Origin of the sequence: Xanthomonas indica (assembly GCF_040529045.1) — a bacterium.
Lineage (GTDB): Bacteria > Pseudomonadota > Gammaproteobacteria > Xanthomonadales > Xanthomonadaceae > Xanthomonas_A > Xanthomonas_A indica.
This window is the reverse complement of the sequence record NZ_CP131914.1, coordinates 2,423,375-2,449,554: the sequence shown is the minus strand read 5'-3', so window position 1 is coordinate 2,449,554 and position 26,180 is coordinate 2,423,375. Positions and strand designations below refer to the sequence as shown.

The 26,180-nt window shown below is 67.9% G+C and carries 20 protein-coding genes; 11 read left to right on the top strand and 9 right to left on the bottom strand.

Annotated features, from left to right (window positions below; translation table 11 throughout):
- Positions 1 to 4 precede the first annotated feature (4 nt).
- Together Q7W82_RS10600 and Q7W82_RS10595 are read left to right on the top strand one after the other, a co-directional pair.
- The gene (locus tag Q7W82_RS10600; protein ID WP_242156877.1) at positions 5 to 1,990 is read left to right on the top strand and encodes a beta-L-arabinofuranosidase domain-containing protein; all 1,986 of its coding nucleotides are present in this window, start codon (positions 5 to 7) and stop codon (positions 1,988 to 1,990) included.
- 190 nt (positions 1,991 to 2,180) lie between these two features.
- Positions 2,181 to 2,903 (top strand): 4'-phosphopantetheinyl transferase superfamily protein, encoded by a 723-nt coding sequence (locus Q7W82_RS10595; RefSeq protein WP_242156875.1) that lies wholly within the window; start codon positions 2,181 to 2,183, stop codon positions 2,901 to 2,903.
- 122 nt (positions 2,904 to 3,025) lie between these two features.
- On the opposite strand, the gene Q7W82_RS10590 is transcribed toward Q7W82_RS10595, so the two are convergent.
- Entirely contained in the window at positions 3,026 to 3,274 is a 249-nt protein-coding gene (locus Q7W82_RS10590) for an SHOCT domain-containing protein (RefSeq protein ID WP_242156873.1), read from the bottom strand.
- 36 nt (positions 3,275 to 3,310) lie between these two features.
- Positions 3,311 to 4,060 carry a 2,3-diphosphoglycerate-dependent phosphoglycerate mutase gene (gene gpmA / locus Q7W82_RS10585; RefSeq protein WP_019798779.1) on the bottom strand — a complete coding sequence of 250 codons (750 nt, stop codon included), beginning with the start codon at positions 4,058 to 4,060 and terminating at the stop codon, positions 3,311 to 3,313.
- Between the two features lie 231 nt (positions 4,061 to 4,291).
- Here gpmA and nfi point away from each other — a divergent pair, with 231 nt between their 5' ends.
- Positions 4,292 to 5,008 carry a deoxyribonuclease V gene (nfi, locus tag Q7W82_RS10580; protein WP_242156871.1) on the top strand — a complete coding sequence of 239 codons (717 nt, stop codon included), beginning with the start codon at positions 4,292 to 4,294 and terminating at the stop codon, positions 5,006 to 5,008.
- Positions 5,009 to 5,038: 30 nt separating this feature from the next.
- On the opposite strand, the gene Q7W82_RS10575 is transcribed toward nfi, so the two are convergent.
- Positions 5,039 to 5,431, bottom strand: a complete 393-nt coding sequence (locus Q7W82_RS10575) for a hypothetical protein (protein ID WP_242156869.1) — start codon at positions 5,429 to 5,431, stop codon at positions 5,039 to 5,041.
- Between the two features lie 301 nt (positions 5,432 to 5,732).
- Between Q7W82_RS10575 and Q7W82_RS10570 the strand changes: the two genes are divergently transcribed.
- Both Q7W82_RS10570 and Q7W82_RS10565 read left to right on the top strand, forming a co-directional pair.
- Entirely contained in the window at positions 5,733 to 6,602 is an 870-nt protein-coding gene (locus Q7W82_RS10570; RefSeq protein WP_242156867.1) for a pirin family protein, read from the top strand.
- 366 nt (positions 6,603 to 6,968) lie between these two features.
- Positions 6,969 to 7,436 carry a hypothetical protein gene (locus Q7W82_RS10565; protein WP_242156865.1) on the top strand — a complete coding sequence of 156 codons (468 nt, stop codon included), beginning with the start codon at positions 6,969 to 6,971 and terminating at the stop codon, positions 7,434 to 7,436.
- A gap of 131 nt (positions 7,437 to 7,567) precedes the next feature.
- Here Q7W82_RS10565 and Q7W82_RS10560 read toward each other — a convergent pair whose 3' ends face one another.
- The gene (locus Q7W82_RS10560) at positions 7,568 to 8,428 is read right to left on the bottom strand and encodes a pirin family protein (protein WP_242156863.1); all 861 of its coding nucleotides are present in this window, start codon (positions 8,426 to 8,428) and stop codon (positions 7,568 to 7,570) included.
- A 769-nt stretch (positions 8,429 to 9,197) separates the two neighbouring features.
- Between Q7W82_RS10560 and Q7W82_RS10555 the strand changes: the two genes are divergently transcribed.
- Both Q7W82_RS10555 and Q7W82_RS10550 read left to right on the top strand, forming a co-directional pair.
- Positions 9,198 to 11,279, top strand: coding sequence for a carbon starvation CstA family protein (locus Q7W82_RS10555; protein ID WP_184502464.1), 2,082 nt, complete (start codon positions 9,198 to 9,200; stop codon positions 11,277 to 11,279).
- Complete coding sequence (locus Q7W82_RS10550) at positions 11,279 to 11,503, top strand: CstA-like transporter-associated (seleno)protein (protein ID WP_242156861.1); 225 nt, start codon at positions 11,279 to 11,281, stop codon at positions 11,501 to 11,503. Before Q7W82_RS10555 ends, Q7W82_RS10550 begins: the two co-directional genes overlap by 1 nt.
- Positions 11,504 to 11,890: 387 nt before the next feature.
- Here Q7W82_RS10550 and Q7W82_RS10545 read toward each other — a convergent pair whose 3' ends face one another.
- The gene (locus Q7W82_RS10545; RefSeq protein ID WP_242156859.1) at positions 11,891 to 12,577 is read right to left on the bottom strand and encodes an HAD-IA family hydrolase; all 687 of its coding nucleotides are present in this window, start codon (positions 12,575 to 12,577) and stop codon (positions 11,891 to 11,893) included.
- 371 nt (positions 12,578 to 12,948) lie between these two features.
- Between Q7W82_RS10545 and Q7W82_RS10540 the strand changes: the two genes are divergently transcribed.
- Positions 12,949 to 13,716, top strand: coding sequence for an ankyrin repeat domain-containing protein (locus Q7W82_RS10540; RefSeq protein ID WP_242081216.1), 768 nt, complete (start codon positions 12,949 to 12,951; stop codon positions 13,714 to 13,716).
- Between the two features lie 34 nt (positions 13,717 to 13,750).
- Entirely contained in the window at positions 13,751 to 14,941 is a 1,191-nt protein-coding gene (locus Q7W82_RS10535) for an XVIPCD domain-containing protein (RefSeq protein ID WP_242156857.1), read from the top strand.
- 253 nt (positions 14,942 to 15,194) lie between these two features.
- On the opposite strand, the gene Q7W82_RS10530 is transcribed toward Q7W82_RS10535, so the two are convergent.
- The 4 genes from Q7W82_RS10530 to Q7W82_RS10515 form a co-directional block, all read right to left on the bottom strand.
- Positions 15,195 to 16,469 (bottom strand): RICIN domain-containing protein, encoded by a 1,275-nt coding sequence (locus Q7W82_RS10530; protein ID WP_242156855.1) that lies wholly within the window; start codon positions 16,467 to 16,469, stop codon positions 15,195 to 15,197.
- A gap of 356 nt (positions 16,470 to 16,825) precedes the next feature.
- Positions 16,826 to 18,070 carry a DUF819 family protein gene (locus Q7W82_RS10525; RefSeq protein WP_242156853.1) on the bottom strand — a complete coding sequence of 415 codons (1,245 nt, stop codon included), beginning with the start codon at positions 18,068 to 18,070 and terminating at the stop codon, positions 16,826 to 16,828.
- A gap of 315 nt (positions 18,071 to 18,385) precedes the next feature.
- Positions 18,386 to 20,455, bottom strand: a complete 2,070-nt coding sequence (locus Q7W82_RS10520) for a S9 family peptidase (RefSeq protein ID WP_242156852.1) — start codon at positions 20,453 to 20,455, stop codon at positions 18,386 to 18,388.
- Between the two features lie 450 nt (positions 20,456 to 20,905).
- Entirely contained in the window at positions 20,906 to 22,864 is a 1,959-nt protein-coding gene (locus Q7W82_RS10515) for an oligopeptide transporter, OPT family (protein ID WP_242156850.1), read from the bottom strand.
- An 835-nt stretch (positions 22,865 to 23,699) separates the two neighbouring features.
- Here Q7W82_RS10515 and Q7W82_RS10510 point away from each other — a divergent pair.
- Together Q7W82_RS10510 and Q7W82_RS10505 are read left to right on the top strand one after the other, a co-directional pair.
- Positions 23,700 to 25,460 (top strand): oligopeptide:H+ symporter, encoded by a 1,761-nt coding sequence (locus tag Q7W82_RS10510; RefSeq protein WP_242157006.1) that lies wholly within the window; start codon positions 23,700 to 23,702, stop codon positions 25,458 to 25,460.
- Between the two features lie 457 nt (positions 25,461 to 25,917).
- Positions 25,918 to 26,082 (top strand): hypothetical protein, encoded by a 165-nt coding sequence (locus Q7W82_RS10505; RefSeq protein WP_242156848.1) that lies wholly within the window; start codon positions 25,918 to 25,920, stop codon positions 26,080 to 26,082.
- The last annotated feature ends 98 nt before the right edge of the window (positions 26,083 to 26,180 follow it).

Sequence of the window (26,180 nt, the reverse complement as noted above, 5' to 3'; positions counted from 1 at the left end):
CTCCATGCCGCATTCGCCCGTGCCGTCCCCGGAACTGCCGCTCGCCCACCTGCGCATCGCCGATCCGTTCTGGCAGCGCTACCAGCGCCTGGTGCAGGAGGTTGTGCTGCCCTACCAGTGGGACGCGCTCAACGACAAGGTCGCCGATGCCGAGCCCAGCCACGCCATCGAGAACTTCCGCATCGCCGCTGGCCGCAGCGACGGCGCGTTCTACGGCATGGTGTTCCAGGACAGCGACGTGGCCAAGTGGCTGGAGGCGGTGGCCTACCTGCTGGCGCAGCATCCGGACCCGGCGCTGGAGCGCGATGCCGATGCCACCATCGAACTGATCGGCGCCGCGCAGCAGGCCGACGGCTACCTCAACACCTACTTCACGGTGAAGGCGCCGCAGGAACGCTGGAGCAACCTGGCCGAATGCCACGAGCTGTATTGCGCCGGGCACATGATCGAGGCCGGCGTGGCCTACTTCCAGGCCACCGGCAAGCGCGCCCTGCTGGACATCGTGTGCCGGCTCGCCGACCACATCGATGCCGTTTTCGGCCCTGGCCCGACGCAGTTGCACGGCTACCCCGGGCATCCGGAGATCGAACTGGCGCTGATGCGCCTGTACGAGGCCACCGGCGAGGCGCGCTACCTGGCACTGGCACGTTATTTCGTCGAACAGCGCGGCACCACGCCACACTACTACGACGAAGAGTACGCCAGGCGCGGCCACAGCTTCTTCTGGGGCGGGCACGGCCCGGCCTGGATGATCCAGGACAAGGCCTACAGCCAGGCACACCTGCCGGTGGCGCTGCAGGACACCGCGGTCGGCCATGCGGTGCGTTTCGTGTACCTGTACGCGGGCGTGGCGCACCTGGCACGGCACAGCGGCGACGCCACCCTGCGCGCGGCCTGCGTGCGGCTGTGGGACAACGCCACGCAGCGACAGATGTACCTGACCGGTGCGATCGGCGCGCAGAGCTACGGCGAAGCCTTCAGCGTCGACTACGACCTGCCCAACGACACCGCCTACAACGAGAGCTGCGCCTCGATCGGGCTGATGATGTTCGCCAACCGCATGCTGCAGCTGGCACCGGACGGCCGCTACGCCGACGTGATGGAGCGGGCGCTGTACAACACCGTGCTGGGCGGCATGGCCCTGGACGGACGCCACTTCTTCTACGTCAATCCGCTGGAAGTGCACCCGCCCACGGTGCACGGCAACCACACCTTCGACCACGTCAAGCCGGTACGCCAGCGCTGGTTCGGCTGCGCCTGCTGCCCGCCCAACATCGCCCGCGTGCTGACCTCGCTCGGCCACTACATCTACACCCGCCGCGACGACGCCCTGTACGTGAATCTCTACGTCGGCAGCGATGCGCGGTTCGAGGTCGGCGCGCAGACCCTGACCCTGCGCCAGCGCGGCGAGTATCCATGGCAGGACACGATCGCCTTCGACGTGGAGTGCAGCGCACCAGTGGACGCGGCAGTGGCACTGCGTTTGCCGGACTGGTGCCAGGCGCCGCAGCTGCGGCTCAACGGCGAGCCGGTAGCGATCGAGGCGCACCACCAGCACGGCTACTGCGTGCTGCGCCGGCGCTGGCAATCCGGCGACACCGTGCAACTGCGCCTGCCGATGCCGCCGATGCGGGTCAGCGGGCATCCGCGCGTGCGTCACCTGGCCGGCAAGGTCGCGGTGCAGCGTGGACCGCTGGTGTACTGCCTGGAGCAGGCCGACAACGGCGCCGACCTGCATCAGTTGCGCCTGCCGGCCAGCGCCACGCTGCAGGCCGTGCCCGGCAGCGGCGCGCTGGACGGCCAGGTGCTGCTGCAGGCCACGGGCGAACGCCTGCACGGCGATGCCGACGCCGCGGCCGCGCCGCTGTATCGCTACGACGCGCCGCCGCCGGCGCGGCAGCCGCAGACCCTGACCTTCGTGCCCTACTTCGCCTGGGCCAACCGCGGCGAGGGCGAGATGCGGGTGTGGGTGGACGCCAGCGACGGCTGAAGGCATCGCTTCGGGACGTAGCGTGTAGGAGCGGCATCAGCCGCACAAGGGGACAAGAGCCGCTCCTGCCGGGCACGCTGCATCCGGGTGAATGGTGGCGGAAGCTGTCGCCGACGCGACGCCTGCGTGCGACGCTCCACCGGCCGCGTCGCATGCCCGCAACGACCGGCACACGCTCTAAGCTAGGGCCATGGATGCCCTGGCCCCCGTCGCAGCGCCGTTCGCCCGCCTCGCCCTCGGCGCGCATGGCATCGCCGTGCCGGACGCCTGGCTGCTGGCGTTCGAGGTCGGGGCCTTCGACAGCGAAGATTTCCAGCGCCACGGCTTGCAGCGGCCGGCGTCGATCGCGCGCAGCGTGCGCAAGCGCCAGGCCGAATATCTGGCCGGTCGGCGCGCGGCGCTCGCCGCGCTGCGGGCCGCAGGCAGCGCGGCAACCGATCTTCCGATCGGTGCCGACCGCGCGCCGGTCTGGCCGGCCGGCTTCCTCGGCAGCCTCTCGCACACCGACGGCCTTGCGGTCGCCATCGCCTTGCCGGCATCCGCCGGGGCACATGGCATCGGCCTGGACGTGGAACGCGTGGTCGCGGCGGACCAGCTCGAGGCGATCCGCAGCGTGGCCCTGGACGCCAGCGATTGCGCCGCACTGGCCGGCCTGGCCCGCGCCCGCGGCTGGCCGTACGCGCTGACCCTGGGCTTCTCGGCAAAAGAGAGTTTCTACAAGGCTGCGGCGGCGACCGTCGGCCACTTCTTCGACTTCGACGCCTTGCGCATCGAAGGCTGCGATCCGGACAGCGGCAGCGTGGACACGCGCATCGCCGCGCCGCTGGCGCCGGCCTTGCCGGTTGGACAAGTGCATCGCCTGCGCTGGGTGGACGTGCAGCCCGGCCTGCTGCTCACCAGTTGCGTCTGGTAGCGCGTACCGGCGCCAACCCCTAGCAACTCATGAAGCATGCGACACGCCGCGCATTGCGAGCACTCGCACTGCGCCGTCTCGCCAGACCACGAAGACGCGCCGCCTGCCGCGGCGCCATGCACTCACACCGCGGCCAGGATCTGCTCGCGCCGGCGCACATACTCCGCGGCGTCGATCAGCCCTTGCGCCTTCAACTGCTCCAGCGCGCGCAGGCGCTGCTCGACCGAGGCGGTGGGCGGCAGTGGCGGCGGCGCGGCCGCCGGCCGACGCCGCTGGGCGCGGATCGCCAGCCACACCACCACAGCGATCAGCAGCGGGAAGGCGAGCACGACCAGGAGGACGAGCCAGTGCCAGATGCTGAATCCACCCATGACGTCCTCCTGACGACCGCGCGCCGGGCCGGGCGCTTACTTCGCCTTGCCCTGATTGGCCACCGCCTCGGCTGCCTTCTTCGCCGCTTCCGGATCGCCCAGGTAGCGGTAGGACTGCACCTGCAGGGTGTCGTCCAGTTCGAACAGCAGCGGGATGCCGGTGGGGATGTTGAGTTCGAGGATCTCCTCGCGCGACACGTCGTTCAAGTACTTGTACAGCGCGCGCAGCGAGTTGCCGTGGGCGGTGACCAGCACGGTCTGCCCGGCCTTGAGCTGCGGCGCGATGGCGTCGTGCCAGTACGGCAGCACGCGCTCGAGCGTGGTCGCCAGCGACTCGGTGGCCGGCAGCGCATTGCGGTCCAGGGTGGCGTAGCGGCGATCGTGCAGCGGATGGCCCGGATCCTCGGCGTCCATCGGCGGCGGCGGAATATCGTAGGAGCGGCGCCAGATCTTGACCTGGTCCTCGCCGTGCTTGGCCGCGGTCTCGGCCTTGTCCAGGCCCTGCAGGCCGCCGTAGTGGCGCTCGTTGAGGCGCCAGCTCTTGTGCACCGGCAACCAGTCCTGGTCCAGTTCCTTCAGCGCGCCCTGCAGGGTGTGGATGGCGCGCTTGAGCACGGAGGTATGGGCGACGTCGAACTGCAGGCCCTCCTCGCGCATCAGCCGGCCGGCGGCCACGGCTTCCTGGCGGCCCTGCTCGGTCAGGTCGACATCGACCCAGCCGGTGAAGCGGTTATCCAGGTTCCACTGGCTCTGGCCATGGCGCAACAGTACGAGTTTGCGGGTCACTGCGACGGTCTCCGTTGGGGGATGCGTGGATGGTGCAGCCCTGGATTGTAGCTGGTGGCGGGGATTCGGGATTCGGGATTCGCAAGGGCCTGGTTCTCCAGCAAGTGAAGCGGCCAAGCGCCACCTGATCGCCAGAGCCGCGCGGGAAGCGCCATCAACGAATCCCCAATCCCGAATCCCCAATCTCGGCCCTCCACACCCCAGCCACGACCGCAGCGCGATCATCAACGCATGGAGACTTCCACGCACCCCGTGTTCGGCGACTGGGACGGCAGCATCGTGCAGGCGCGTGCGCTGCAGGCGACGCTGGCGCACCAGGTCAGCCTGCAGGACGCGGTTCCCGACCCGCCGCGCTGGCTGGCCGGTTTCGACGTCGGCTTCGAGGACGACGGCCAGGTCACCCGCGCCGCCGCGGTGCTGCTCGATGCGCAGACCCTGCAGTTGCACCAGGCCGAGATCGCCCGCGTGCCCACGTCGATGGCCTACGTGCCCGGCCTGCTCAGCTTCCGCGAACTGCCGGCGCTGCTGGCCGCGCTGGGCCTGCTGCGGCAACGCCCGGACCTGGTGTTCGTCGATGGCCAGGGCATCGCGCATCCGCGCCGGCTCGGCATCGCCGCGCACTTCGGCGTGGTCACCGGGCTGCCCAGCATCGGCGTGGCCAAGACCCTGCTGGCTGGCCGCTTCGAGGAACCCGGCGCGCAGGCCGGCGACCACAGCCCCATCGTGCACCGCGGCGAAGTGGTCGGCTGGGCGCTGCGCAGCAAATTGCGCTGCAATCCGCTGATCGTCTCGCCAGGCCACCGCGTGGCGGTGGACAGCGCGCTGCACTGGACCCAGCGCTACCTGCGCGGCTACCGCCTGCCGGAACCGACCCGGCTGGCCGACCGGCTGGCCTCGCGCCGCGGCGAGATGCCGGCGCCGGCCGCGGACACCCGATCGCTGTTCTGAACCGGGCGCTGCGGCCGGCAGCCGCGTCGCTCAGCGGTTGCTGATGTTGATGCCAGTGTCGACGATCTGGATGTACATGCCCGCCGGACGCGGGCGCGCGAGGAACTGGAGATTGACGCCGGCGATGCCGCTGGCGGCGGCGCAATTGGCGGTCGACATGCCGATCGCCGTGTAGCGGACATTGGTGCGCAGCGTCGGGCCGGCGATGCGATGGCCGTTGGCCACCGCATAACAGCCGGCGCCCTGTCCACCGGTGACCAGCAAGGCCTTCGCGTCCCACAGATCGTTGACGATCTCGGTGGGCACGTTCATGTCCGGCACGCCTTGCGCCTGGGCCGCAAGCGCTGCGCCTGCGAGCAGGACCAGGCCAAGGCGCGCCCGGACGGGGCGGCGACAGCGGATGTTCGATGCGACGTTCTTCATGCGTGTGCTCCTTCGGGGGAAGAGGGATCGATGCAGCGCCACGGTCGCGCGCGCGCATGACCGGCCACGACGCGCGCCGATTATTCACAGGCCCTCCGCCGCGTCGCAGACAAGACACGCGCGCACTTCGCACTATGCGATTCCGGGACGCCGGCATAACCGCGCGACATAGCGCGCATGCATCGCGGATCGGCCTGCCGCGCATGAGCGCATGCGGGACAGTGCGTCTTGCCATGGCGCCGCACCGCGGCCGTCGCGCATGCGAAGCTTCGCTTCCGTTTTTGCGACTGCGAGCGCCCGCATGCCCACCCTGATCGCCCCCCGCGTCCACGATATCGGCGGCTTCGAAGTGCGCCGCGCCGTTCCCAGCGTGCAGGCGCGCAGCGTCGGCCCCTTCGTCTTCATCGATCACATGGGACCGGCGGTGTTCGAGCCCGGGCACGGCGTGGACGTGCGCCCGCATCCGCACATCGGCCTGGCCACGGTCACCTTCCTGTGGTCCGGCGAGATCGGCCACCGCGATTCGCTCGGCTCGGACCAGGTGATCCGCGCCGGCGACGTCAACTGGATGACCGCCGGGCGCGGCATCTCCCACTCCGAACGCACGCCGACCGCGCTGCGCGAGCATGCGCACCCGCTGCACGGCATGCAGACCTGGGTGGCGCTGCCGAAATCGGCGGAAGAAACCGCGCCCGCGTTCTACCACCACGCCGCCGCCAGCCTGCCGCAGCAACGTCGCGACGGCGCCTGGTTGCGGGTGATCGCCGGCCGCGCCTACGGCGAGGAATCGCCGGTGAAGGTGTTCGCCGACACCCTCAACGTGGCCCTGGACCTGGACGCGGACGCGGAACTCGACCTGGACGCCGGCCACGCCGAGCGCTCGCTGTACATCCTGGAGGGCGAGGCGCAACTGGACGGCGTGGACATCCCGGCGCGGCACCTGGTCCTGCCCGAGCCGGGCGCGCGCGGTCGGCTGCGCGCCAAGACCCCGCTCAAGGCGATGCTGATGGGCGGCGAACCGCTGGATGGCCCGCGCCACCTGTGGTGGAACTTCGTCTCCAGTTCGGTGGAGCGCATCGAGCAGGCCAAGCAGGACTGGCGCGAGGGCCGCTTCGGGACGATCCCGGGCGACGACCAGGAATTCATCCCGCTGCCCGAACCGGGTCGCTGAGACCCCGAGCGCCACCTCGGCGGGCAGCCAGGCAAGCGGCCCGCGCGGTCGCCATCGCTCCCTCTCCCGTCCCTCGTCCGCCGCGCCGCATGCCCGCGAAGAGCTGCGTGTCGGCGCAGCGAGGCGGGTCCCGCTACGCCATACTGCGCGTGCGGATATTCCGGAATTCGCATCCCAATTGTCAGCGCGGCTGCGCTGGGCTATGGTGCAGACGCGGCCGGGTACGCGTGGCCGCACACGGGACACGCACTGCGTCGGGGGATGCACTGCCGGGATCCCGCACAGGATGGGCGCTCCCGCAGACGACGCCACAGGCGTGCGTATGGATCGAACGCGTCGCATCGCGGCGTATGGGGAACATCGCGAATGAAGACACTCTTGCGCAAGGCGCTGCTCACCGCTGCGGCAGCGTTGCCCGCCGCTGCCGCCACCGCGCAGCAGGCCCAGAACTGCCCACCGCTGCCGCCGCAGAGCACGCTGCAATGGAGCGAGCGCAGCGACAAGGGCTTCATCGTCTGCCGCGCCAGCGATGCCGACGGCCGTCAGGTGCTGGGCATGATGCTCACCGCGCGCGACCCGAACATTCCGCTGCAGCGCGCGCTGCGCGAGGAAAAGGGCGCCATCGCCGGCGAGCAGGTGTACTGGTACCGGCCCGACATCGGCGGCGCGGAGTTGCCGGGCCTGGCCTCGCGCCGGATCGCGGTGGCGGAACTGAAGAAGGGTCAATTCGCGCAGGTGTGGATCGACGCCGCCGACACCCAGGAACTGCAGACCCTGCAGTCGCTGGTGCAGGGCCTGGACATGCGCCAGTCGAGCCTGGCGCTGGAGCGCTAAGGCCACAGGTCCGAGACATGACGTAGGAGCGGCGTCAGCCGCGACAGCGGTTCACGGGAACGCGTGTCGCGGCTGACGCCGCTCCTACGAGCAAGCAAACCCTCGCACCAGCGACGCTGCGAATCACGTCCTCAGAAGCGCCCTTCCTGGAAATCCACGAAGGCCTGCATCAGTTCCTGGCGCGTGTTCATCACGAACGGCCCGTGCCGCGCCACCGGCTCGCGCAACGGCCGACCGGCGACCAGGATCAGCCGCGCGCCCTGCGCGCCGGCCTGCAGTTGCAGCAGGTCGCCACCGCCGAGCACCGCCAGCGTCTGCGCGGGCAACATGCGCGCCGCCTCGCCCTCGCCCAGCGCCGCCTCGCCCTCGAACATGTAGGCGAAGGCGTTGTGTCCGGACGGCAACTCGAATGCCCAGGACGCGCCAGCGTCCAGCGCGATGTCCAGATACAGCGGATCGGTGGCCGGCTGCGTAATCGGGCCGTTCACCTCGCCAACTTGGCCGGCGATCACCTTGACCGTCACGCCCGGCGCCGGCTGCACCACCGGAATGCGCTCGGGGGAGAACTCCTGGTAGCGCGGCGCGGTCATCTTGTCGCGCGCCGGCAGGTTCACCCACAGCTGGAAGCCGCGCATGCGCCCTTGCTCCTGCTCCGGCATCTCCGAATGCACCAGGCCGCGGCCGGCGGTCATCCACTGCACGCTGCCGGGGGTCAGCAGGCCCTCGTTGCCGTGGTTGTCCTTGTGCCGCATGCGCCCGTCGAGCATGTAGGTGACGGTCTCGAAGCCGCGGTGCGGATGGCTGGGGAAACCGCCGATGTAGTCCTCGGCACGATCGGTGCCGAACTCGTCGAGCAGCAGGAACGGATCCAGCTCGGGCAGCGCCCCGCCACCGATGACGCGGGTCAGCTTGACCCCATCGCCGTCGGCGGTGGCGTGGCCGCGGATGGCGCGCAGGATGCGCGCGGGGACCACGGTGGTGGAAGCGGTCATGGGACGATCTCCTGATGAGATCCCCACCATGGGTGCCACCGCCGCCGCGACCAACCGCGCCCGGCGCAACCCATCGTTCCATCGCCCGCGGCGCCCCCCCTTCTCCCCCGGGAGAAGGTGCCCCGCAGGGGCGGATGAGGGTGCGGGCGCAGTCTCGTGCGGCGTCTGGTGGCACAGGCGGGTCTTGCGAGCGCTTCGCTCCGTACCCTCACCCCAACCCCTCTCCCGAGGGGAGAGGGGCTTGAGCATCCTGACGCCTCCTTCCCCTGTTCGAGGCCATGAATCCCCTTCTCCCTCCGGGAGAAGGTGCCCCGCAGGGGCGGATGAGGGTCTGGGCGCAGCCTCGTGTGGCGTCCGGCAGCGCAACCTGGGTTTGCGAGGGGCTTCGCCCCCGTACCCTCACCCCAACCCCTCTCCCGAGGGGAGAGGGGCTTGAGCGCCCTGACGCCTCCTTCTCCTGTTCAAGGCCGTGAATCCCCTTCTCCCCCCGGAGAAGGTGCCCAGAAGGGGCGGATGAGGGTCCGGGCGCAGCCTCGTGCGGCGTCCGGCAGCGCAACCTGGGTTTGCGAGGGGCTTCGCCCCCCGTACCCTCACCCCAACCCCTCTCCCGGCGGGAGAGGGACTCAAGCGCCGCGCCGACCATCCGTGCCGCAAAGGGCATCGCCAGGGCTGTCTACGACCAAAGTACTAGCCCCGTGGCCGTCCCCACCATTGACCCCCCACGCCATCGGGGCGACCCTTGCACGCATCTCGTGGGGGAGCGTTCTGCATGAAAGGGTTTTCCAAGCTGGCCTGGGCCGCACTCGCCATCCTGGCGGCGTTCTGCCTGGGCACCATCGCCCTGCGCCGCGGCGAACACATCAACGCGCTGTGGATCGTGGTGGCCGCGGTGTCGATCTACCTGATCGCCTACCGCTTCTACAGTCTGTTCATCGCCGACAAGGTGATGCAGCTCGATCCCACCCGCGCCACCCCGGCGGTGCTCAACAACGACGGCCTGGACTACGTGCCGACCAACAAGCACGTGCTGTTCGGTCACCACTTCGCCGCCATCGCCGGCGCCGGGCCGCTGGTCGGGCCGGTGCTGGCCGCGCAGATGGGTTACCTGCCCGGCCTGCTGTGGCTGGTGGTCGGCGTGGTGGTCGCCGGGGCGGTGCAGGATTTCATGGTGCTGTTCCTGTCCAGCCGCCGCAACGGCCGCTCGCTGGGCGACCTGGTGCGCGAGGAGATGGGCCAGGTGCCCGGCACCATCGCCCTGTTCGGCGCGTTCCTGATCATGATCATCATCCTGGCGGTACTGGCGATGGTAGTGGTCAAGGCGCTGGCGGAAAGCCCCTGGGGCATGTTCACGGTGATCGCGACCATGCCCATCGCGATCCTGATGGGCGTGTACATGCGCTACATCCGCCCGGGCAAGATCGGCGAGATCTCGGTGGTGGGGCTGATCCTGCTGCTGGCGGCGATCTGGTTCGGCGGCAAGGTCGCCGCCGATCCGACCTGGGGCCCGGCCTTCACCTTCACCGGCACGCAGATCACCTGGATGCTGATCGGCTACGGCTTCGTCGCCTCGGTGCTGCCGGTGTGGCTGCTGCTGGCGCCGCGCGACTACCTGTCGACCTTCCTCAAGATCGGCACGATCATCGCCCTGGCGATCGGCATCCTGGTGGTGATGCCGGAGCTGAAGATGCCGGCGCTCACCCAATTCGCCGCCAGCGGCGACGGCCCGGTGTGGAAGGGCGGCCTGTTCCCGTTCCTGTTCATCACCATCGCCTGCGGCGCGGTGTCCGGCTTCCATGCGCTGATCTCCTCGGGCACCACGCCCAAGCTGCTCGCCAACGAGTCGCACATGCGCTACATCGGCTACGGCGGCATGCTGATGGAATCGTTCGTGGCGGTGATGGCGCTGGTGGCGGCCTCGATCATCGACCCGGGCGTGTACTTCGCGATGAACAGCCCGGCCGCGGTGATCGGCGCCGACGTCGCCTCCGCCGCGCACCACATCAGCACCACCTGGGGCTTCACCATCACCCCGGAACAGCTGACCGCCACTGCCGCGGCGATCGGCGAACCCACCATCCTGCATCGCGCCGGCGGCGCGCCGACGCTGGCGGTGGGCATCGCGCAGATCCTGCACCAGGCCATCCCTAACAGCAGCGACGCGATGATGGCCTTCTGGTACCACTTCGCGATCCTGTTCGAGGCGCTGTTCATCCTCACCGCGGTGGACGCCGGCACCCGCGCCGGCCGCTTCATGCTGCAGGACCTGCTCGGCAACTTCGTGCCGGCGCTGAAGAAGACCGAGTCGTGGACCGCCAACATCATCGGCACCGCCGGTTGTGTGGCGCTGTGGGGCTACCTGCTGTACACCGGCGTGGTCGATCCGTTCGGCGGCATCCAGACGCTGTGGCCGCTGTTCGGCATCTCCAACCAGATGCTGGCCGGCATCGCGCTGATGCTGGGCACGGTGGTGCTGTTCAAGATGAAGCGCGACCGCTACGCCTGGGTGACCGCGGTGCCTGCGGTGTGGCTGCTGATCTGCACCACCTATGCCGGCCTGATCAAGATCTTCGACGCCAACCCGTCGCAGGGTTTCCTGGCGCAGGCGCACAAGTTCCAGGACGCCATCGCCAGCGGCACCGTCACCGCACCGGCCAAGTCGGTGGCGCAGATGCAGCAGATCGTCACCAACGCCTACGTCAACACCGGCCTGACCGTGCTGTTCCTGTGCGTGGTGTTCGCGGTGCTGGTCTACGCGATCAAGACCATCCTCGTCGCCCGCCGCACTCCGCAGCGCAGCGACCGCGAGACCCCGTACGTGGCCTTGCAGCCGCACCAGATGGCGGACCTGTAATGGGCGGCGCACTGGTTCCGATCGGGCAGTACCAGGCGCACCGTCGGCTGTGGCGGCGCCTGGTGCAGACCGCACGCCTGTGCTGCGGCATCCCCGACTACGACAACTACGTGCGGCACATGCTGGAAAAGCATCCGGACCAGCAGCCGATGGACTACAAGACCTTCTTCCGCGAGCGCCAGGAGGCGCGCTACGGCGGCAAGAGCGGGTTTCGCTGTTGTTGAAAGGCCGGGAGTGGGGAGTCGGGATTGGGGATTGGTGGCGGGCGCCTGAAGGCGCCTGACCATTCGACCGGATCACACGGCGGCCAACGTGCTGAAGAACGCGGCGATGCCTGGCGACAGGCATCGCCGTTTCGTTGTTGAGCGCCGGGGTTGGAGCGGGATCAGGATTCGTCGCCCTTTCGGACAATCAGGGTTCTGAGCTGATCACAGACGGCGGCCAACGTTCGGGCAGCAGTGCCAGCGGCGCCGTTGTAGGAGCGGCTTCAGCCGCGACGCATTACCGGTAACGCGTCGCGGCTGAAGCCGCTCCTACGGAGAAGCACGCGGATGCCACGCACTCGCGGGGCTACTCCCATTCCCGAATCCCGATTCCCCAATCCCGGCTCTTCAGGCCGCCGCGGCGCGCACCAACGCCGCATAGGTCTGCGGCAGCTCACACATGTGCTCCATCACCGCGGCCACGCCAAGCTGGCGCAGGGTCGCGGCGTGCCCACTGGGAATGTGCGCGGCACCGGTGAAGCCGATCACCGTCATGCCCGCGGCCAGCGCGGCGCTGGCGCCGGTGGCGCTGTCCTCGATCACCAGGCAGCGTTCCGGCGCCACCTCCAGCGTGCGTGCCGCCAGCAGGTACACGTCCGGCTCGGGCTTGGGCCGCGCCACCATGTCGGCGCTGAAGATGCGCTCGCCGACACGCTCGCGCAGGCCCGCGCGCGCCACCGAGGCGACCACGCTTTCGCGCATGCTGTTGGAGGCGACCGCCAGCGGCAGCGGCAATGCCAGCAAGGCCTCGCGCACGCCGTCGATCGGCTGCACTTCCGCGGCGATCAGCGCTTCGGAGCGCGTGCGGATATCCTGGTACAAGCCAGGCGGCAGGTCCAACGCGTACTGCCGCTGCACGCGCTGCACGATCTCCTGCGCGGTGAGGCCGAAGCTGCCGGCGAGAAACTGTTCCAGTTCGACCCGCGGCACATAGGCGCCCAGTGCGTCGAGCATCACCCGGTCGGCCAGCACTTCGCTGTCGACGAGCACGCCGTCGCAATCGCTGATCAACAGGTCGAAGGGGGTCGCCGTCATCGCGCGCTCCTGTGGGGAAACGCCCATTATGCCGCTGTGCACATGTCCCTCGCCTGTGTGGCGCTTGCAGCCGCAGCAGCGCGACCGATCCCGGGACGTAGCGGGCGCATGCAACGTACATGCATGCAGCACTGCCCCGCGCGCCCTGTGCGTGCCCCCTGCCCGTTCGCCGCCGCCACCCATCGCAGCGGCAGCTGTCCGGCAAACGTTGGTTTCCGGTTAAACCAACGACCACCTGAGACGACGCCGCCCAAGATCCGCAGACCGCGTCACAAAACTGCCGCGAAACCCCGGCGATCGGCTGCTAGCATCGGCAACGGCGCCAGGACACGCGCCGTCATCCAGGACCGCGAACAGGAAAGGAGCCTTGCATGCGTACGCCCGTCCCCGCCCTGATCGCACTCGCGACCTCGCTGTTCTTCTCGGTCAGTTGCGCCGCCCAGTCCGGCGCCAAGGAGCATTCCGCCATGTCAGCCTCGCTGCAGGATCATTCGGTCGCGTTCCGCGACCCCGCACTCGCCGACATCGCCGCCGCCATCGCGCGCGGCGACGTCGCCCGCATCGCCGCCCTGGCGCCCAGCACGGACCTGTCCGCGCACGGCGACCAGCACGTCACCCTGCTCGAATGGGCCATCTGGAACGAACAGCCGCGCGCCCTGGCGGCGCTGCTCGACGCCGGTGCCGACCCGTCGCTGCCGGGCATGGACCAGGAAACCGTGGTGCACATGGCGGCCATGGCCAAGGACCCGCAGTACCTGCAGATCCTGCTGCAGCACGGCGCCCCGGTCGACCCGGTGAGCGCGCGCGCGAACTGGACGCCGCTGTTCCGCGCCGTGCAGAGCAAGCGCGATGCGCAGATCGAGATGCTGCTCAAGGCCGGCGCCGATCCGAAGCGGGTCGACGCCACCGGTAACTCGCTGCTGCACTTGGCCGCGCAGAGCAGCGCCGGCAATCCCTGGGTGCCCAAGCTGCTGCAGGCCGGGGTCGACCCGAGCCTGCGCAACGCCCAGGGCAAGACGTTCCAGGCGTACTTCTTCAATACGCCCGAGCGCCTGCTCAACGCCAGCGCGCAACAGACCCGCAACGCCGTGCGCGACTGGCTGAGCGCTCACGCCATCCCCCTGGAAGCGACCCGCTGATGCGGTCGGTCGCCACACTCGCACGGAGCCGCGCATGAACCAGAGCGATCTTTCCCCGTCCGACCCGTCCACCGCGTTCTCCGAGTCCGTCCGCGGCCAGCAGCCGCAGGCGGTGGACCGGCAACTGCCGCCGCTGCTGCAGGACCTCTACCACACCGCGGCCGAGCGCCGCGCCGGCGGCGCCGAGACCTTCGCCGCGCTGCCCGACGGCTGGTCGCGCATGGACGACGCCGCGCTGCAGCGCGCCGGCATCGATCCGAGCCTGCAGCACGACGCCAAGAGCGGCTTCGATGCCGCGTTCTACCGCAACCCGCAGGGCAACGTGGTGCTGGGGTTCTGCGGCACCGACGAACTGAAGGACTGGAAGCACAACCTCGGCCAGGGCCTGGGCTTTTCCGACGCGCAATACGCCTCGGCGATCCAGCTCGGCAGCCAGGCCAAGCAGGCCTTCGGCGACAATCTGCTGATCTCCGGACACTCGCTGGGCGGCGGCCTGGCCGCGGCCTCGTCGATGGTCAACGACGTGCCCGCGGTGACCTTCAATGCCGCCGGCGTCAACAACAAGACCCTGGAGCGCGAAGGCCTGGACGCCGACGCCGCCAAGGCCTATGCCGCCGACGGGCTGATTCGCGGCTATCACGTCAAGAACGAACTGCTGACCTACCTGCAGGAAGACAACCTGCTCACCCGCGGCCTGATGCCCGACGCCGCCGGCCGCCAGATCCAGCTGCCGGAACCGGACCCGCTCTCGTTCGGCCAGCGCCTGATCCCCGGCATGATGCTCAAGCATCGCCTGGACCTGCACGGCATCGACTCGGTGATGAAGGCCGAGGACCTGGCGCAGCAGCAGGGCCAGGCGCCATCCGGCACGCTGTCCACCGGCAGCCGCCTGTTCAACGACGCGGTGGTCCAGTTGGACGGGCAGCGCGACCGGCTCGGCCTGCACGACGATGCGGCCTTTCTCAACACCGCCGCCAGCGTCGCCGCGCGTGCCGGCCAGGACGGCCTGCAGCGCATCGACCAGGTCCTGCCCAGCCGCGATGGCGATCGCCTGTTCGCGGTCCAGGGGCAGCCGGAAAACCCGGCGCACCTGCGCAGCCAGGTGCAGACCGCCGCCGCAGCCCACGAGCCGTCGCAGGCCAACGTCGGCCAGCTGCAGCAGCAGAACCTGCAGGCGCCGCCGCACCAGCAGGAAGAACGGCAACGCAGCGTGGCGATGCAGTAGCCGCTCGCAGTGCTTACAGTTGAAGAGCGCGTCACGTTGTCCAACCGAGACGTCGGGACGGTTCGAGCGGGCGAACATCAAGCCCGCGTTCTGGGGGCCAAGCCGATGGAAATGGACCCGCGCAGGCTTTGGCAGCGCCAAGCGATCGTTCTGCCGTTTGTATTAGGCGTGATACATGTGAGCACGCTGAGCCGACCAGGAGGCGCTCGTAAAAAGAAGGCCCGGGAATTCCCGGGCCTTCTAGTTCAGGCAATCAGTACGAAGAGTAATCCCACTTCTGGTTTACATCGCCACTGCATTCCCAGATGTAGGTACGCGCACCGTTCGTGGTGCCGCGACCCGGATCCGCCAGACAGCGATTGCTGCCCACGTTGCGGATTTCACCCAGCAGACGCCAGGATTGATGCGCACCACCATTGCAGGTCCATAGGCGGACGGGATTACCGTCCTGAGCGCTGCCATTCGCGGACTCAAGGCACTTGCCACCGTAACGCAAAGTACCGCGCTCTCCCATTTCCCAACGCTGCTGAGGAACCCCGGTGCAATCCCACAACTGCACCACAGTCCCGTCCGCAGTCGAACCGTTCTCGACATCCAGGCATTTACCGCCGATGCCCTGGATCTGACCAGAAATCGGGTCATAGTTCCAAGTCTGACCTGCGTTCGACAGTGACGAATACATCTGCAACCGGGTACCGTTACTGCTGGATTGTCCGACAGCATCTAGAACCTTGCCGCCGATCCCCACGATTGCTGTATTAGTGAAGCGCCACTGCTGGTTTGTACCACCCAGGCCGCCCCACAACTGGAGCTCGCTGCCATTGGACGTGCCGTAATCCCTCACATCCAGGACAAGACCACTCGGCACGCCCTGGATGTAACCGGAACCGGACACCACGCTCCACATTTGCTGCACATTTTCATTGCAATCGTACTGTTGGATCGCAGTACCGTTCGCGGTTCCGCCGCCTTCCGCATCGAGACACTTGTTGCCCATGCCTTTGATCATGCCGAAGACGGGCATGTTTTTGAGGGTGACCTGGGCAGACGCAGAGGATTTCGAGAAGTTCGAATCGCCGGTGAAGTTAGCCGTGATCGTGACGCTGTCGAACTGAGCAGGAAGCGTATAGCTCATCGAAAAACTGGCTTCTCGCGCATAATAAAAATAATAAGTACAGCGAGCCGGATCTTGTGTTGCAAGATAGCAACCATTATCGAGCTCCGTCACCCTCCCCACCACCCCGGTATTGTTACGGCCAACCTTCATTTGGCCGATCGAAACCCCATTCACAAATAGATTGATTCGTCCACCGATATCTTCTCCCGCGATCGGATTGCCGACAAAGACACCCAAGGCCGAGGCTGTCACTTTGCCGGTGATGGTGATCGTCTCACCGCCCGCAGGAGATGACTTCGAAGACGACACAACCGTTGTCGTTTGATAATTCGCAAATCGGGAACCGATCGCCGACGCCTGAAAAGACGCCATCGCAAGCACAGCACAGGCAATACCCACTATCCCTTTCATCACCACTCCAGATTATTTAATTAGCCATCGAATGCCGGCAAGCGCGCGACCAAAAATCGAAACTGACGCGTATCCTCAATAGTTTCAGCCGAGCTTCCGCGCCGGCAACGCAATGATGGCAGTTCTTTACAAAAATGAACAGGACGAATCCACCTGAAGCAACTTAAAATCAGAAAGATGCCAGTAGCAGAAATTTCCCGAAAGGCTGGCAGTGTCAACGCTGTCGCCACACAGCCTCGGCACATGGCGGTCCAGATAGCAAGGTCATCGAGGTAATACGCGCCAAAGCACGAAACCTCACACCGGCCGCAGTTGCCGCCGCAGCAGGCGGCGGCCGACTTTAACGCCGCTGCGACTCAGCCGGCGCCGGCCATTGCGCGCAGCACGATGCCCACCACATAGGCCAGATAGGTGCCGGTGGCGTAGCCCATCGTGCCGAGCAGCACGCCGACCGGTGCCAGCGCCGGATGGAACGCGGCCGCCACCACCGGGGCCGAGGCCGGGCCGCCGACGTTGCTCTGCGAGCCGATCGCGAAGTAGAAGAACGGCACCCGCAGCAGCTTGCCCAGCGCCAACAGCAACAGGATGTGCACGATCAGCCAGATCAGGCCGAGCGCGAAGATCCAGGGCCGGTCGAACAGCGCCAGCAGGTCCATCTGCATGCCGATGCAGGCGATCAGGAAGTACAGCAGCAGCGTGCCGATGCGCGAGGCGCCGGCGCCCTCGAGGGTGCGCGCGCGGGTGAAGCTGAGCAGCAGGCCGAAGGTGGTCGCCAGTACCACCACCCACACGAACGGCGAGCCGAGGCTGAACTGCTTGGCCCAGCTGACGTTGGCGTCGAACCACGCCGCCGCTGGCGTGGCGATCGCATGCGCCAGGCCGACCGCACCGAAGGCGACGCCGACGATCAGCATCAGGTCGGTGAGGCTGGCCACGCGTTCGTGCTGGGCCTGGAACTGGGCGATGCGCTGCTTGAGCTCATCGATGCCGCGGGTATCGGCGCCCGTGCGCGCGTCGATGGCCGGCGCACGCTGCGCCAGGAAGATCAGCAGCGCCATCCACACGTAGCCGACGCCGACGTCGACCACCGCGAATTGGCCGAAGGTGGTGGCATCGACCTGGAACACCTCGCGCATCGCCAGCATATTGGCGCCACCGCCGATCCAGCTGCCGGCCAACGCCGCCATGCCGGCCCAGGTGTCGCCGGCCACGGTGACCGGGTGCAGCCACTTCATGATCTGGAACGCCGCCACCGCGCCCAGCATGATGCTGAAGGACGCGCCCAGGTACATCGCCACCAGCTTGGGCCCCAGCCGCAGGATCCCCTTGAGGTCGACGGTGAGGGTCAGCAGCACCAGTGCCGCCGGCAGCAGCACATCGCGCGCGACCGGGTTGTAGAGCGAATTGTGCTGGCCGTCGATCAGGCCGACGGTGTTGTAGATGCCGGGGATCAGGTAGCACAGCAGCAGCGCCGGCACGATGCCGTAGAAGCGCTTCCAGAATCCCGACGGCCGCGCCGCGCTCCAGAACACCGCACCCAGGGTGGCAGCGATCAGGCCGAAGATGACGATGTCGTTGGTGATCAGGGGCGTCGAGGGCATTAGGCAGTGGGCTGGGATTCGGGATTCGGGATTCGCGGTTGGAGATTGGAAGTTGAGAGTTGGAAGTGAAACAAAGATCGAAACAGCGCAACGGCATGCGGCGACTTCGCAGGACGGACGCGACTGCAAGCACCCTGTTTTTTGTGGGAGGGGCTTCAGCCCCGACGCTTTAGCGATAAGGCGTCGGGGCTGAAGCCCCTCCCACAAGGGCGATCGGGTTACCGGGATCGCGGAAAATCCCGAATCCCCAATCCCCAATCCCGGGACCTGGGCCATGACCGAAAAGGGGCCCGGAAACCCGAGCCCCAGGTCCCCTCACTGCCCGATATGCTGCTTCAGCCAGCCATTGACCGTGTCGTGCCACATGAGGCTGTTCTGCGGCTTCAGCACCCAGTGGTTCTCGTCCGGGAAGTACAGGAACTTGGACTCGATGCCCTTGCGCTGCAACGCGCCGAACGCGGCCAGGCCCTGCTCCATCGGGATGCGGAAATCCTGCTGACCATGGATCACCAGCATCGGCACCTTCCACTTGTCCACGTGCAGGATCGGGTTGAACTTCTCGTAGCCGGCCGGGTTCTGCCACGGCGTGCCGCCGTTCTCCCACTCGCTGAACCACAGTTCCTCGGTGGCGTAGCCCATCATGCGGTTGTCGAACACGCCATCGTGGTCGACCAGGCACTTCCACGGCTGGTTCCAGTTGCCGGCCATCCAGTACACCATGTAGCCGCCGTAGCTGGCGCCCAGCGCGCAGGCCTTGTCGCCGTTGAGGAAGCCGTACTGCTTCTGCGCCGCGGCCCAGCCCTTCTGCAGGTCTTCCAGCGGGCGATCGCCCCAGTGCTGGCTGATCGCATCGGTGAAGGCCTGGCCGTAGCCGGTGGAACCGTGGAAATCGATCATCACCACCGCGTAGCCCTGCCCCGCATAGGTCTGCGGGTTCCAGCGATAGCTCCAGCCATTGCCGAAGCTGCCCTGCGGGCCGCCGTGGATCAGGAACGCCACCGGGTAGGTCTTGCCCTCCTGGTAGTTGTACGGCTTGACCACGTAGCCATGCACGGTGTCGTTGTTCCAGCCCTTGAACGAGAACTGCTCGTAGTCGCCGAATTTCACGTCCGGGAGCATCTCGCCCGCGCTGGGCGTGATGGCGCGCGGCTGCTGGCCGTCGGCGTCGGCGACCATGATCTGGTCGCCGCTCTTGAGGCTGTTGCGGGTGAAGGCCAGGGTGTTGCCGGCCAGCACCGGCGCGCCGACGCTGCCGTCGGCCGCCACCGTGCGGACCTTGCCGCTGGCCACGTCGACCGCGAACAGCGGATGCTGGCCCATGTCGTCGGCGGTGGTATAGACGGTCTTGCCGTCGGCCGAGAGCACGATGTCGCCGGCGGAACGGTCCCACTGCGGGGCGATCTCGCGGCTCTTGCCGCTGGCCACGTCCATCGCCATCAAGCCGAAGCGGTCGGCCTCGAAGCCGGGGCGCTTCATCGCGCGGTAGTACAGGGTCTTGCCGTCGGCGGAGAACACCGGGCCGGCGTCCCAAGCCGGATTGGCCGCGGTCAGGTTGACCGGTGCGGCCTTGCCGGCCGCATCCAGCCGGTACAGGTCGAAGTTGGTGGACCACGGCTCCTCGCGGCCGGCCACGCGCACGCTGGCGACCAGCGACTGCCCGTCCGGCGCCCAGGTGTAGTCCTCGCCGCCGCCGAACGGCTTGGAGGGGATGTCGCCGGCCAGGGTCACGCTGATCGCCGAGGCGCCGGCGACCGGCTTGGCCTTGGCGCCGGTCGGCAGCGGCGCGACGAACAGGCTGTTGCGGCGGCCGTCGTTCCAGGTATCCCAGTGGCGTACGAACAACTGGTCGAACACCACGCCGCTGGTCTTGGACTGCTTCTTGGCGTCCAGGCGCTTCTGCGTGCAGACCAGGTCCGAGCCGCAGTCCTGGAACACACCGGCGCTGAAGGCCACACGGTCGCCCTGCGGGGCGACGTGGTAGCTGTCCACGTCCAGCGCGAAATCGGTGAGCTGGCGCGGCGCGCCGCCGGCCAGCGGCAACGCGTATAGCTGCTGGCGGCCGGACTTGGCGCTGAGGAAGTACACGGTCTTGCCGTCGGCCGACAGTTCCGGCGAGTTGACGTTCCAGCCGTCCGGGGTCAGCCGCTTGGGCGGGGCCGCATCGCGGGTGCGCAGGTCGCGCAGCCACAGGCTGGTGCTGGACTTCTCCAGCGCCTTGTCCATCTGCCGCTTGGCGAAGACGACCGTGCCGCCGTCAGGCGTCAGCAGCGGCGAGGACACCCGATCCAGCGCGACCATGTCGCGGACATCGAAACCGCGGGTGGCGGCCAGCGCGGGCAGCGCGGTCAGCAGGGCCAGGGGCAGCAAGGCGTAGCGCAGGGTCATCGGGTGTCTCCGGAACACGGCAAAACGTCGATGGTAGGGTCCGTGGTGGGCGTGGCGCAAAGGACTGAAGTCATGGAGGAGCCGGGAATGGGGAATCGGGATTGGGGATTGGGAAGAGCGAGGCGCTGGCTCGGCTGGGGCTACGGAGATCCGCGCTGGCCGATGACGGACAGTGGTAGTCCTGCGCGCGGCTGGGATGCGCGTTGGATCGGGAGTGACCGCGCGATGCGCTGGGCCGGCAAGGTACAAAGGCTGGTGCCGGCGGTGAGGCGGCCAGCGGCCAGCGTACGCAGCTGGGCACGATTCGATCTTGGCCCACGCGATGCACGTGCCGCGGGCAGCCGGCGAGCGCTGATGGGATCGGCACGCGCAGCGGCTCTTGGCCGCAAACGCGAAGCCCGGCGCGGGGCCGGGCTTCGGATGTTGCGTTGCGGGAGGCGGTTGCGCCGGTTACGCGCGCGGCGCGGCCGCGGCGTCGCCCTTGCGGCCGGTGCGGTACAGCAGCCAGCCGACGAAGGCCAGCAGCGCCAGGCCGTACCACTGGTTGAGGTGGAACGCCTCCGGCAGCGCCAGCACGTCGGCGCGACCGGAGGCCACGATCGGCACCGCGATGGCGATGCCCATCAGCGCCTCGCCGGTGATCAGGCCCGCGGCGAACAGGGTGCCCGGACGGTGCACGCGGTCGCGGCCCTCTTCGTCGTCGGCGCGGATCTTGTGGAAGCGCTCGACCAGATGGGTCAGCAGGCCGCCGAGGAAGATCGGCACCATCAGCTCCAGCGGCAGGTAGATGCCGATCGCCGCGGCCAGCACCGGCACGCGGAAGCGCTTGCCGGTCTTCTTCAGCCACTCGTCCAGGGCGATGATCGCCGCGCCGACGCCGGCGCCGATGCCGATCATGGTCCACGGCAGTTCGCCGCCGAACAGACCCTTGGCCACCGACGCCATCAGCGTGGCCTGCGGCGCCGCCAGCGCATTGGGATGCTGCGGCGTGGCCGCACCGATGCCGTAGGCCTGGGCGAGCAGGTTCAGCACCGGCGCCATGATCAGCGCACACGAGAACGCACCGATCGCCAGCATCAGCTGCTGCTTCCACGGGGTGGCGCCGACCAGGTAGCCGGCCTTCAGATCCTGCAGGTTGTCGCCGCCGACCGCGGCGGCGCAGCAGACCACCGCACCGATCATGATCGCGGCGACCGCACCGATCGGCGAATCGCGCCCGAGCAGCAGCACCAGCACCGCCGAGGCGAACAGGATGGTGGAGATGGTGATGCCGGAAACCGGATTGTTCGACGAACCGATCAGGCCGGCCAGATAGCCGGACACCGACACGAACAGGAAGCCGGCGACGATCATGATGATGGTCATCGGCACGCTGACGTGCCACTGGCCGACGATGGCCTGGTACAGGCCCAGCAGCGGCAGCGTGCACAGCAGCAGCGCCACCAGCATCCACTTCATCGGCAGGTCGCGGTCGGTCTCGGCCACCGCGGCGCCGCCGGTGCTCTTGCGCGCGGCGGCAAAGCCGCTCTTGACGCCCGACAGCAGCGACTTGCGCAGCGAGAACAGCGTCCACACGCCGCCGATCAGCATCGCGCCCACGCCCAGGTAGCGCACCTTGGCCGCCCAGATCCCGAACGCGGCCTCGGCCGCCGGCGCATTGGCCAGGCTCTGCGCCAGTGCCGGATCGGAGCCCATGAAGAACTGCTGGTACAGCGGGATGGCCAGATGCCAGGACAGGATCGAGCCGGACAGCACCACGATGCCGACGTTGAGCCCGACGATGTAGCCCACGCCCAGCAGCGCCGGCGACAGATTGGTGCCGACATAGCCGACCATCTTGCTGCTGCCGATGTACGCGGCCTGCGCCCAGGTATCCGGGATCACCTTCAGGCCACTGGCCGCGCCGAGCTTGACCAGCCCGCCGATCGCCGCCGACAGGCCGAGGATCTTCAGCCCCGGCCCGGGATTCTCGCCGGCCTTGAGTACTTCCGCGGCGGCCTTGCCCTCCGGGAACGGCAGCGGATCCTCGACGATCATCGAGCGCCGCAGCGGCACCGAGAACAGCACGCCGAGCAGGCCGCCCATGCCGGCGATGCCCAGCACCCACCAGTACTTGAAGTCCGGCCAGTAGCCCATGATCACCAGCGCCGGGATGGTGAAGATCACCCCCGCCGCGATCGAGGACCCGGCCGAGGCGCCGGTCTGCACGATGTTGTTCTCGAGGATGGTGCCGCCGCCGAGCAGGCGCAGCACGCCCATCGACACCACCGCCGCCGGAATCGCGGTGGCGATGGTCAGGCCGGCGAACAGACCGAGGTAGGCATTGGCGGCGGACAGCACCACGGCCAGCACGATCGCCAGCACCACGGCACGGAACGTGAGCTGGCGCGGCGCGGCAGCATTGTTCATGGTTACCCCTGAAACGACAAAAACGCTTTGCACGCTAGCGTCTGGGGCCGGGCAAGTCCAGCCTAATGGCACCCAGCTTGTGGCACATGCCTGGGGGGCGGGGATTGGGGAGTTGGGATTAGGGATTCGCAGAAGTAGCAGCGCTCAGGGGCGGATGGTTGCCCCTCTCCCACCGGGAGAGGGGTTGGGGTGAGGGAGCGGCGGCACGCGGCGCCCCACGCAATTGACTGCCCTGCCAGACCCTCATCCGCCCCTGCGGGGCACCTTCTCCCAATGGGAGAAGGAACAGCAAGAGCCCCTCTCCCACCGGGAGAGGGGTTGGGGTGAGGGTCCGGCGGCACGCGGCGCCCCCGCAATGACTGCTCTGCCCGACCCTCATCCGCCCCTGCGGGGCACCTTCTCCCAATGGGAGAAGGAACAGCAGTTAGCCCCTCTCCCACCGGGAGAGGGGTTGGGGTGAGGGTGCGGCGGCACGCGGCGCCCCACGCAATTGACTGCCCTGCCCGACCCTCATCCGCCCCTGCGGGGCACCTTCTCCCAATGGGAGAAGGAACAGCAGTTAGCCCCTCTCCCACCGGAAGAGGGGTTGGGGTGAGGGTCCGGCGGCACGCCGCGCCCCCGCAATTGACTGCCCTGCCCGACCCTCATCCGCCCCTGCGGGGCACCTTCTCCCGATGGGAGAAGGAACAGCAAGAGCCCCTCTCCCACCGGGAGAGGGGTTGGGGTGAGGGTACGGCCCCAGGCCGAACCCTCCATGCCGCGCACCGCCATTCGAGCGGGCGCCGGCGCCCCTATACTCCGCCGCTGCCTTCCTGCACCGAGAGCCGCCGTGTCCGTGTCCTCCCTGCCGCTGCGCGACGCGCGCGACGATTTCCTCGGCCATCCCAAGGGCGTCTACGTCTGCTTCTTCACCGAGATGTGGGAGCGCTTCTCCTTCTACGGCATGAAGGCCCTGCTGTTGCTGTACCTGACCAAGTACCACCTGTTCGGCGACGACGCCGGGCTGGACCTGCTCGGTGCCTACGGCGGCCTGGTGTACTGCGTGCCCGTGCTCGGCGGACTGCTCGCCGACCGTTGGCTGGGCATGCGCAAGGCGGTGGTGTTCGGCGGCCTGCTGCTGGTGCTCGGCCACATCGGCATGGCCTTCGAGGGTCACGCCGCCACGAGGATCAACGGCGAGGTGGTGCGCGATACCGCATCCCTGGGCGTGACCTACCTGTCGCTGGCGCTGATCATCATGGGCGTGGGCTTCCTCAAGCCCAACATCTCCACCATCGTCGGCAAGCTGTACCCGGCCGACGATCCGCGCCGCGACGCCGGCTTCTCGCTGTTCTACGCCGGCATCAACCTCGGCGCATTGTTTGCCTCGCTGGTGTGCGGCTTTCTCGGCGAAGCCTACGGCTGGCGCTACGGCTTCGGCGCCGCCGGCATCGGCATGCTGCTCGGCCTGGGCATGTTCCTGTGGGGCCAGAAATACCTGCACGGCCACGCCGAACCGGCGCAGCCGGCGCTGCTGCGCGAGCGCGTGCTCGGCGTGCCGCGCGAATGGGCGATCTATCTCTGCGCGGTGCTGGGCGTGTTGCCGGTGGCCGCCTTGATGTGGGCCGCGGCCAACGGCGCCTTCAGCCTGGGTGGGGAAATCTCCCTGGCCCTGCTGCTGATGCTGCTGGTGCTCGGCGCGGTGATGCTGTGGTTCGCCTGGTTCACCGGCACCCAGTGCACCCCGGTGCAGCGCCAGCAGATGATCGCGCTGATGGTGCTGATCGCGATGGCGCTGGTGTACTTCACCCTGTACGAGCAGACCTATGGCTCGTGGGTCACCTTCACCGATCGGTTGATGACCAAGGACATCGTGCCGTCGCTGGTGATCCGCGGCGGCACGCCCCTGCCCTGGTCGATCGCCTCGCTGCTGCTGGCGCCGCTGGGCTTCGTGCTGGCGGCCTCGCTGTCCGACCGGCGCCCCGGCTCGTCGGCGCCGCGGTTGCTGTTCGTCGGGGTCAGCGCCCTGATGCTGCTGTTCCTGATCCGCGACTGCCTGGTGCTGCCGCAGACCGCCGGCTCCCTGACCTACCTGGGCGCCCTGTTTCTGGTGCTGCTGGCACCGCTGTTCGCCGCGCTGTGGGCATGGCTGGCGCGGCGTGGGCGCGAGCCGTCCAAGCCGGCCAAATCGGCGTTAGGGCTTCTGCTGGCCGGCCTGTCCTTCGTGCCGCTGGCGCTGGCCGCGCAACAGGTCGGCGTCACCGGACAGATGGCGAGCGTGTGGTGGCTGGTGCTGGCCTACTTCGTGCTGGAGGCCGGCGAGATGTGCCTGTCGCCGGTCGGCCTGTCGGCGGTGACGCAACTGGCGGTGCCGCGGGTGGTCAGCCTGATGATGGGCACCTGGTTTCTGGCCACAGCATTCTCCGAGGCGCTGGCGGCGCTGTTCGGCAAGCTCGCCGCGATCGAGGTCCCGGACGGCCAGACCCTCAACATCGCCGACGCCGCGGCCAAGTACGCGCACCTGTTCTGGCTACTGCTGTGGATCGGCGTGGGCTGCGGCGTCCTTGCCTTCCTTGCCGCGCCGCTGCTGCGGCGGATGATGCACGGGGTGCGTTGAGCGGCTGCGTCGCCCGAGCCGCGACGCGACCGGTTCACCCATCGGCGCGCGCATCTTGAGTCGTAGTTGACAACGACGGCGATAAGACCTGCTGGTCACGCTGAGCAATCAAACGCACTGGACCCAGTGCAGCCGCCGCGCATCCCGCTGGAGCGCCCCTAGAATTCCATCAGAAAAGTGGAGAGCGCGCGTCGATACTCTTTTCGGAGCACCAATGACCATTCGTTGGCACGTATAACATCCCCGCTGCCATACCGGCCTTGTCCGGCGCCACCTCAAGGCAATCAACAGCGCGTGTAGGCGTCATTCGCACATAAATGTAGAGAAGCATTTGAAACGCCCAGTTTCATATGTTTCACATGAAACCATTGCACCCATAAAAACTTGTCTTGCCATGGGCGCGGTGCTAGCTTCTGCTCGTCGCCACATGACGACATCTAGAAAAAGGAGTTTTGTGATGAAAATTCAAGATGGCAAGCTTGAGAAACAAGATTCTCTTTCCAATCCTTTCGCTATCCAGCTCGACGAGCCCATGCAAAATATTGCGGCGGCTGGCGTCTGCGAGATGAAGCCTTATCTTGGTGAGGATTCTCGCGGGTACTCCACGCAACCTGGCGGCTAAAAACGACGGCGATTGCACCAAGGCATCGCGATAAAGAGCGCCGCCATCAGGCGGCGTTCTTCTGTTCGAAAGCGCGATAACCACCCGACGCCGATCGC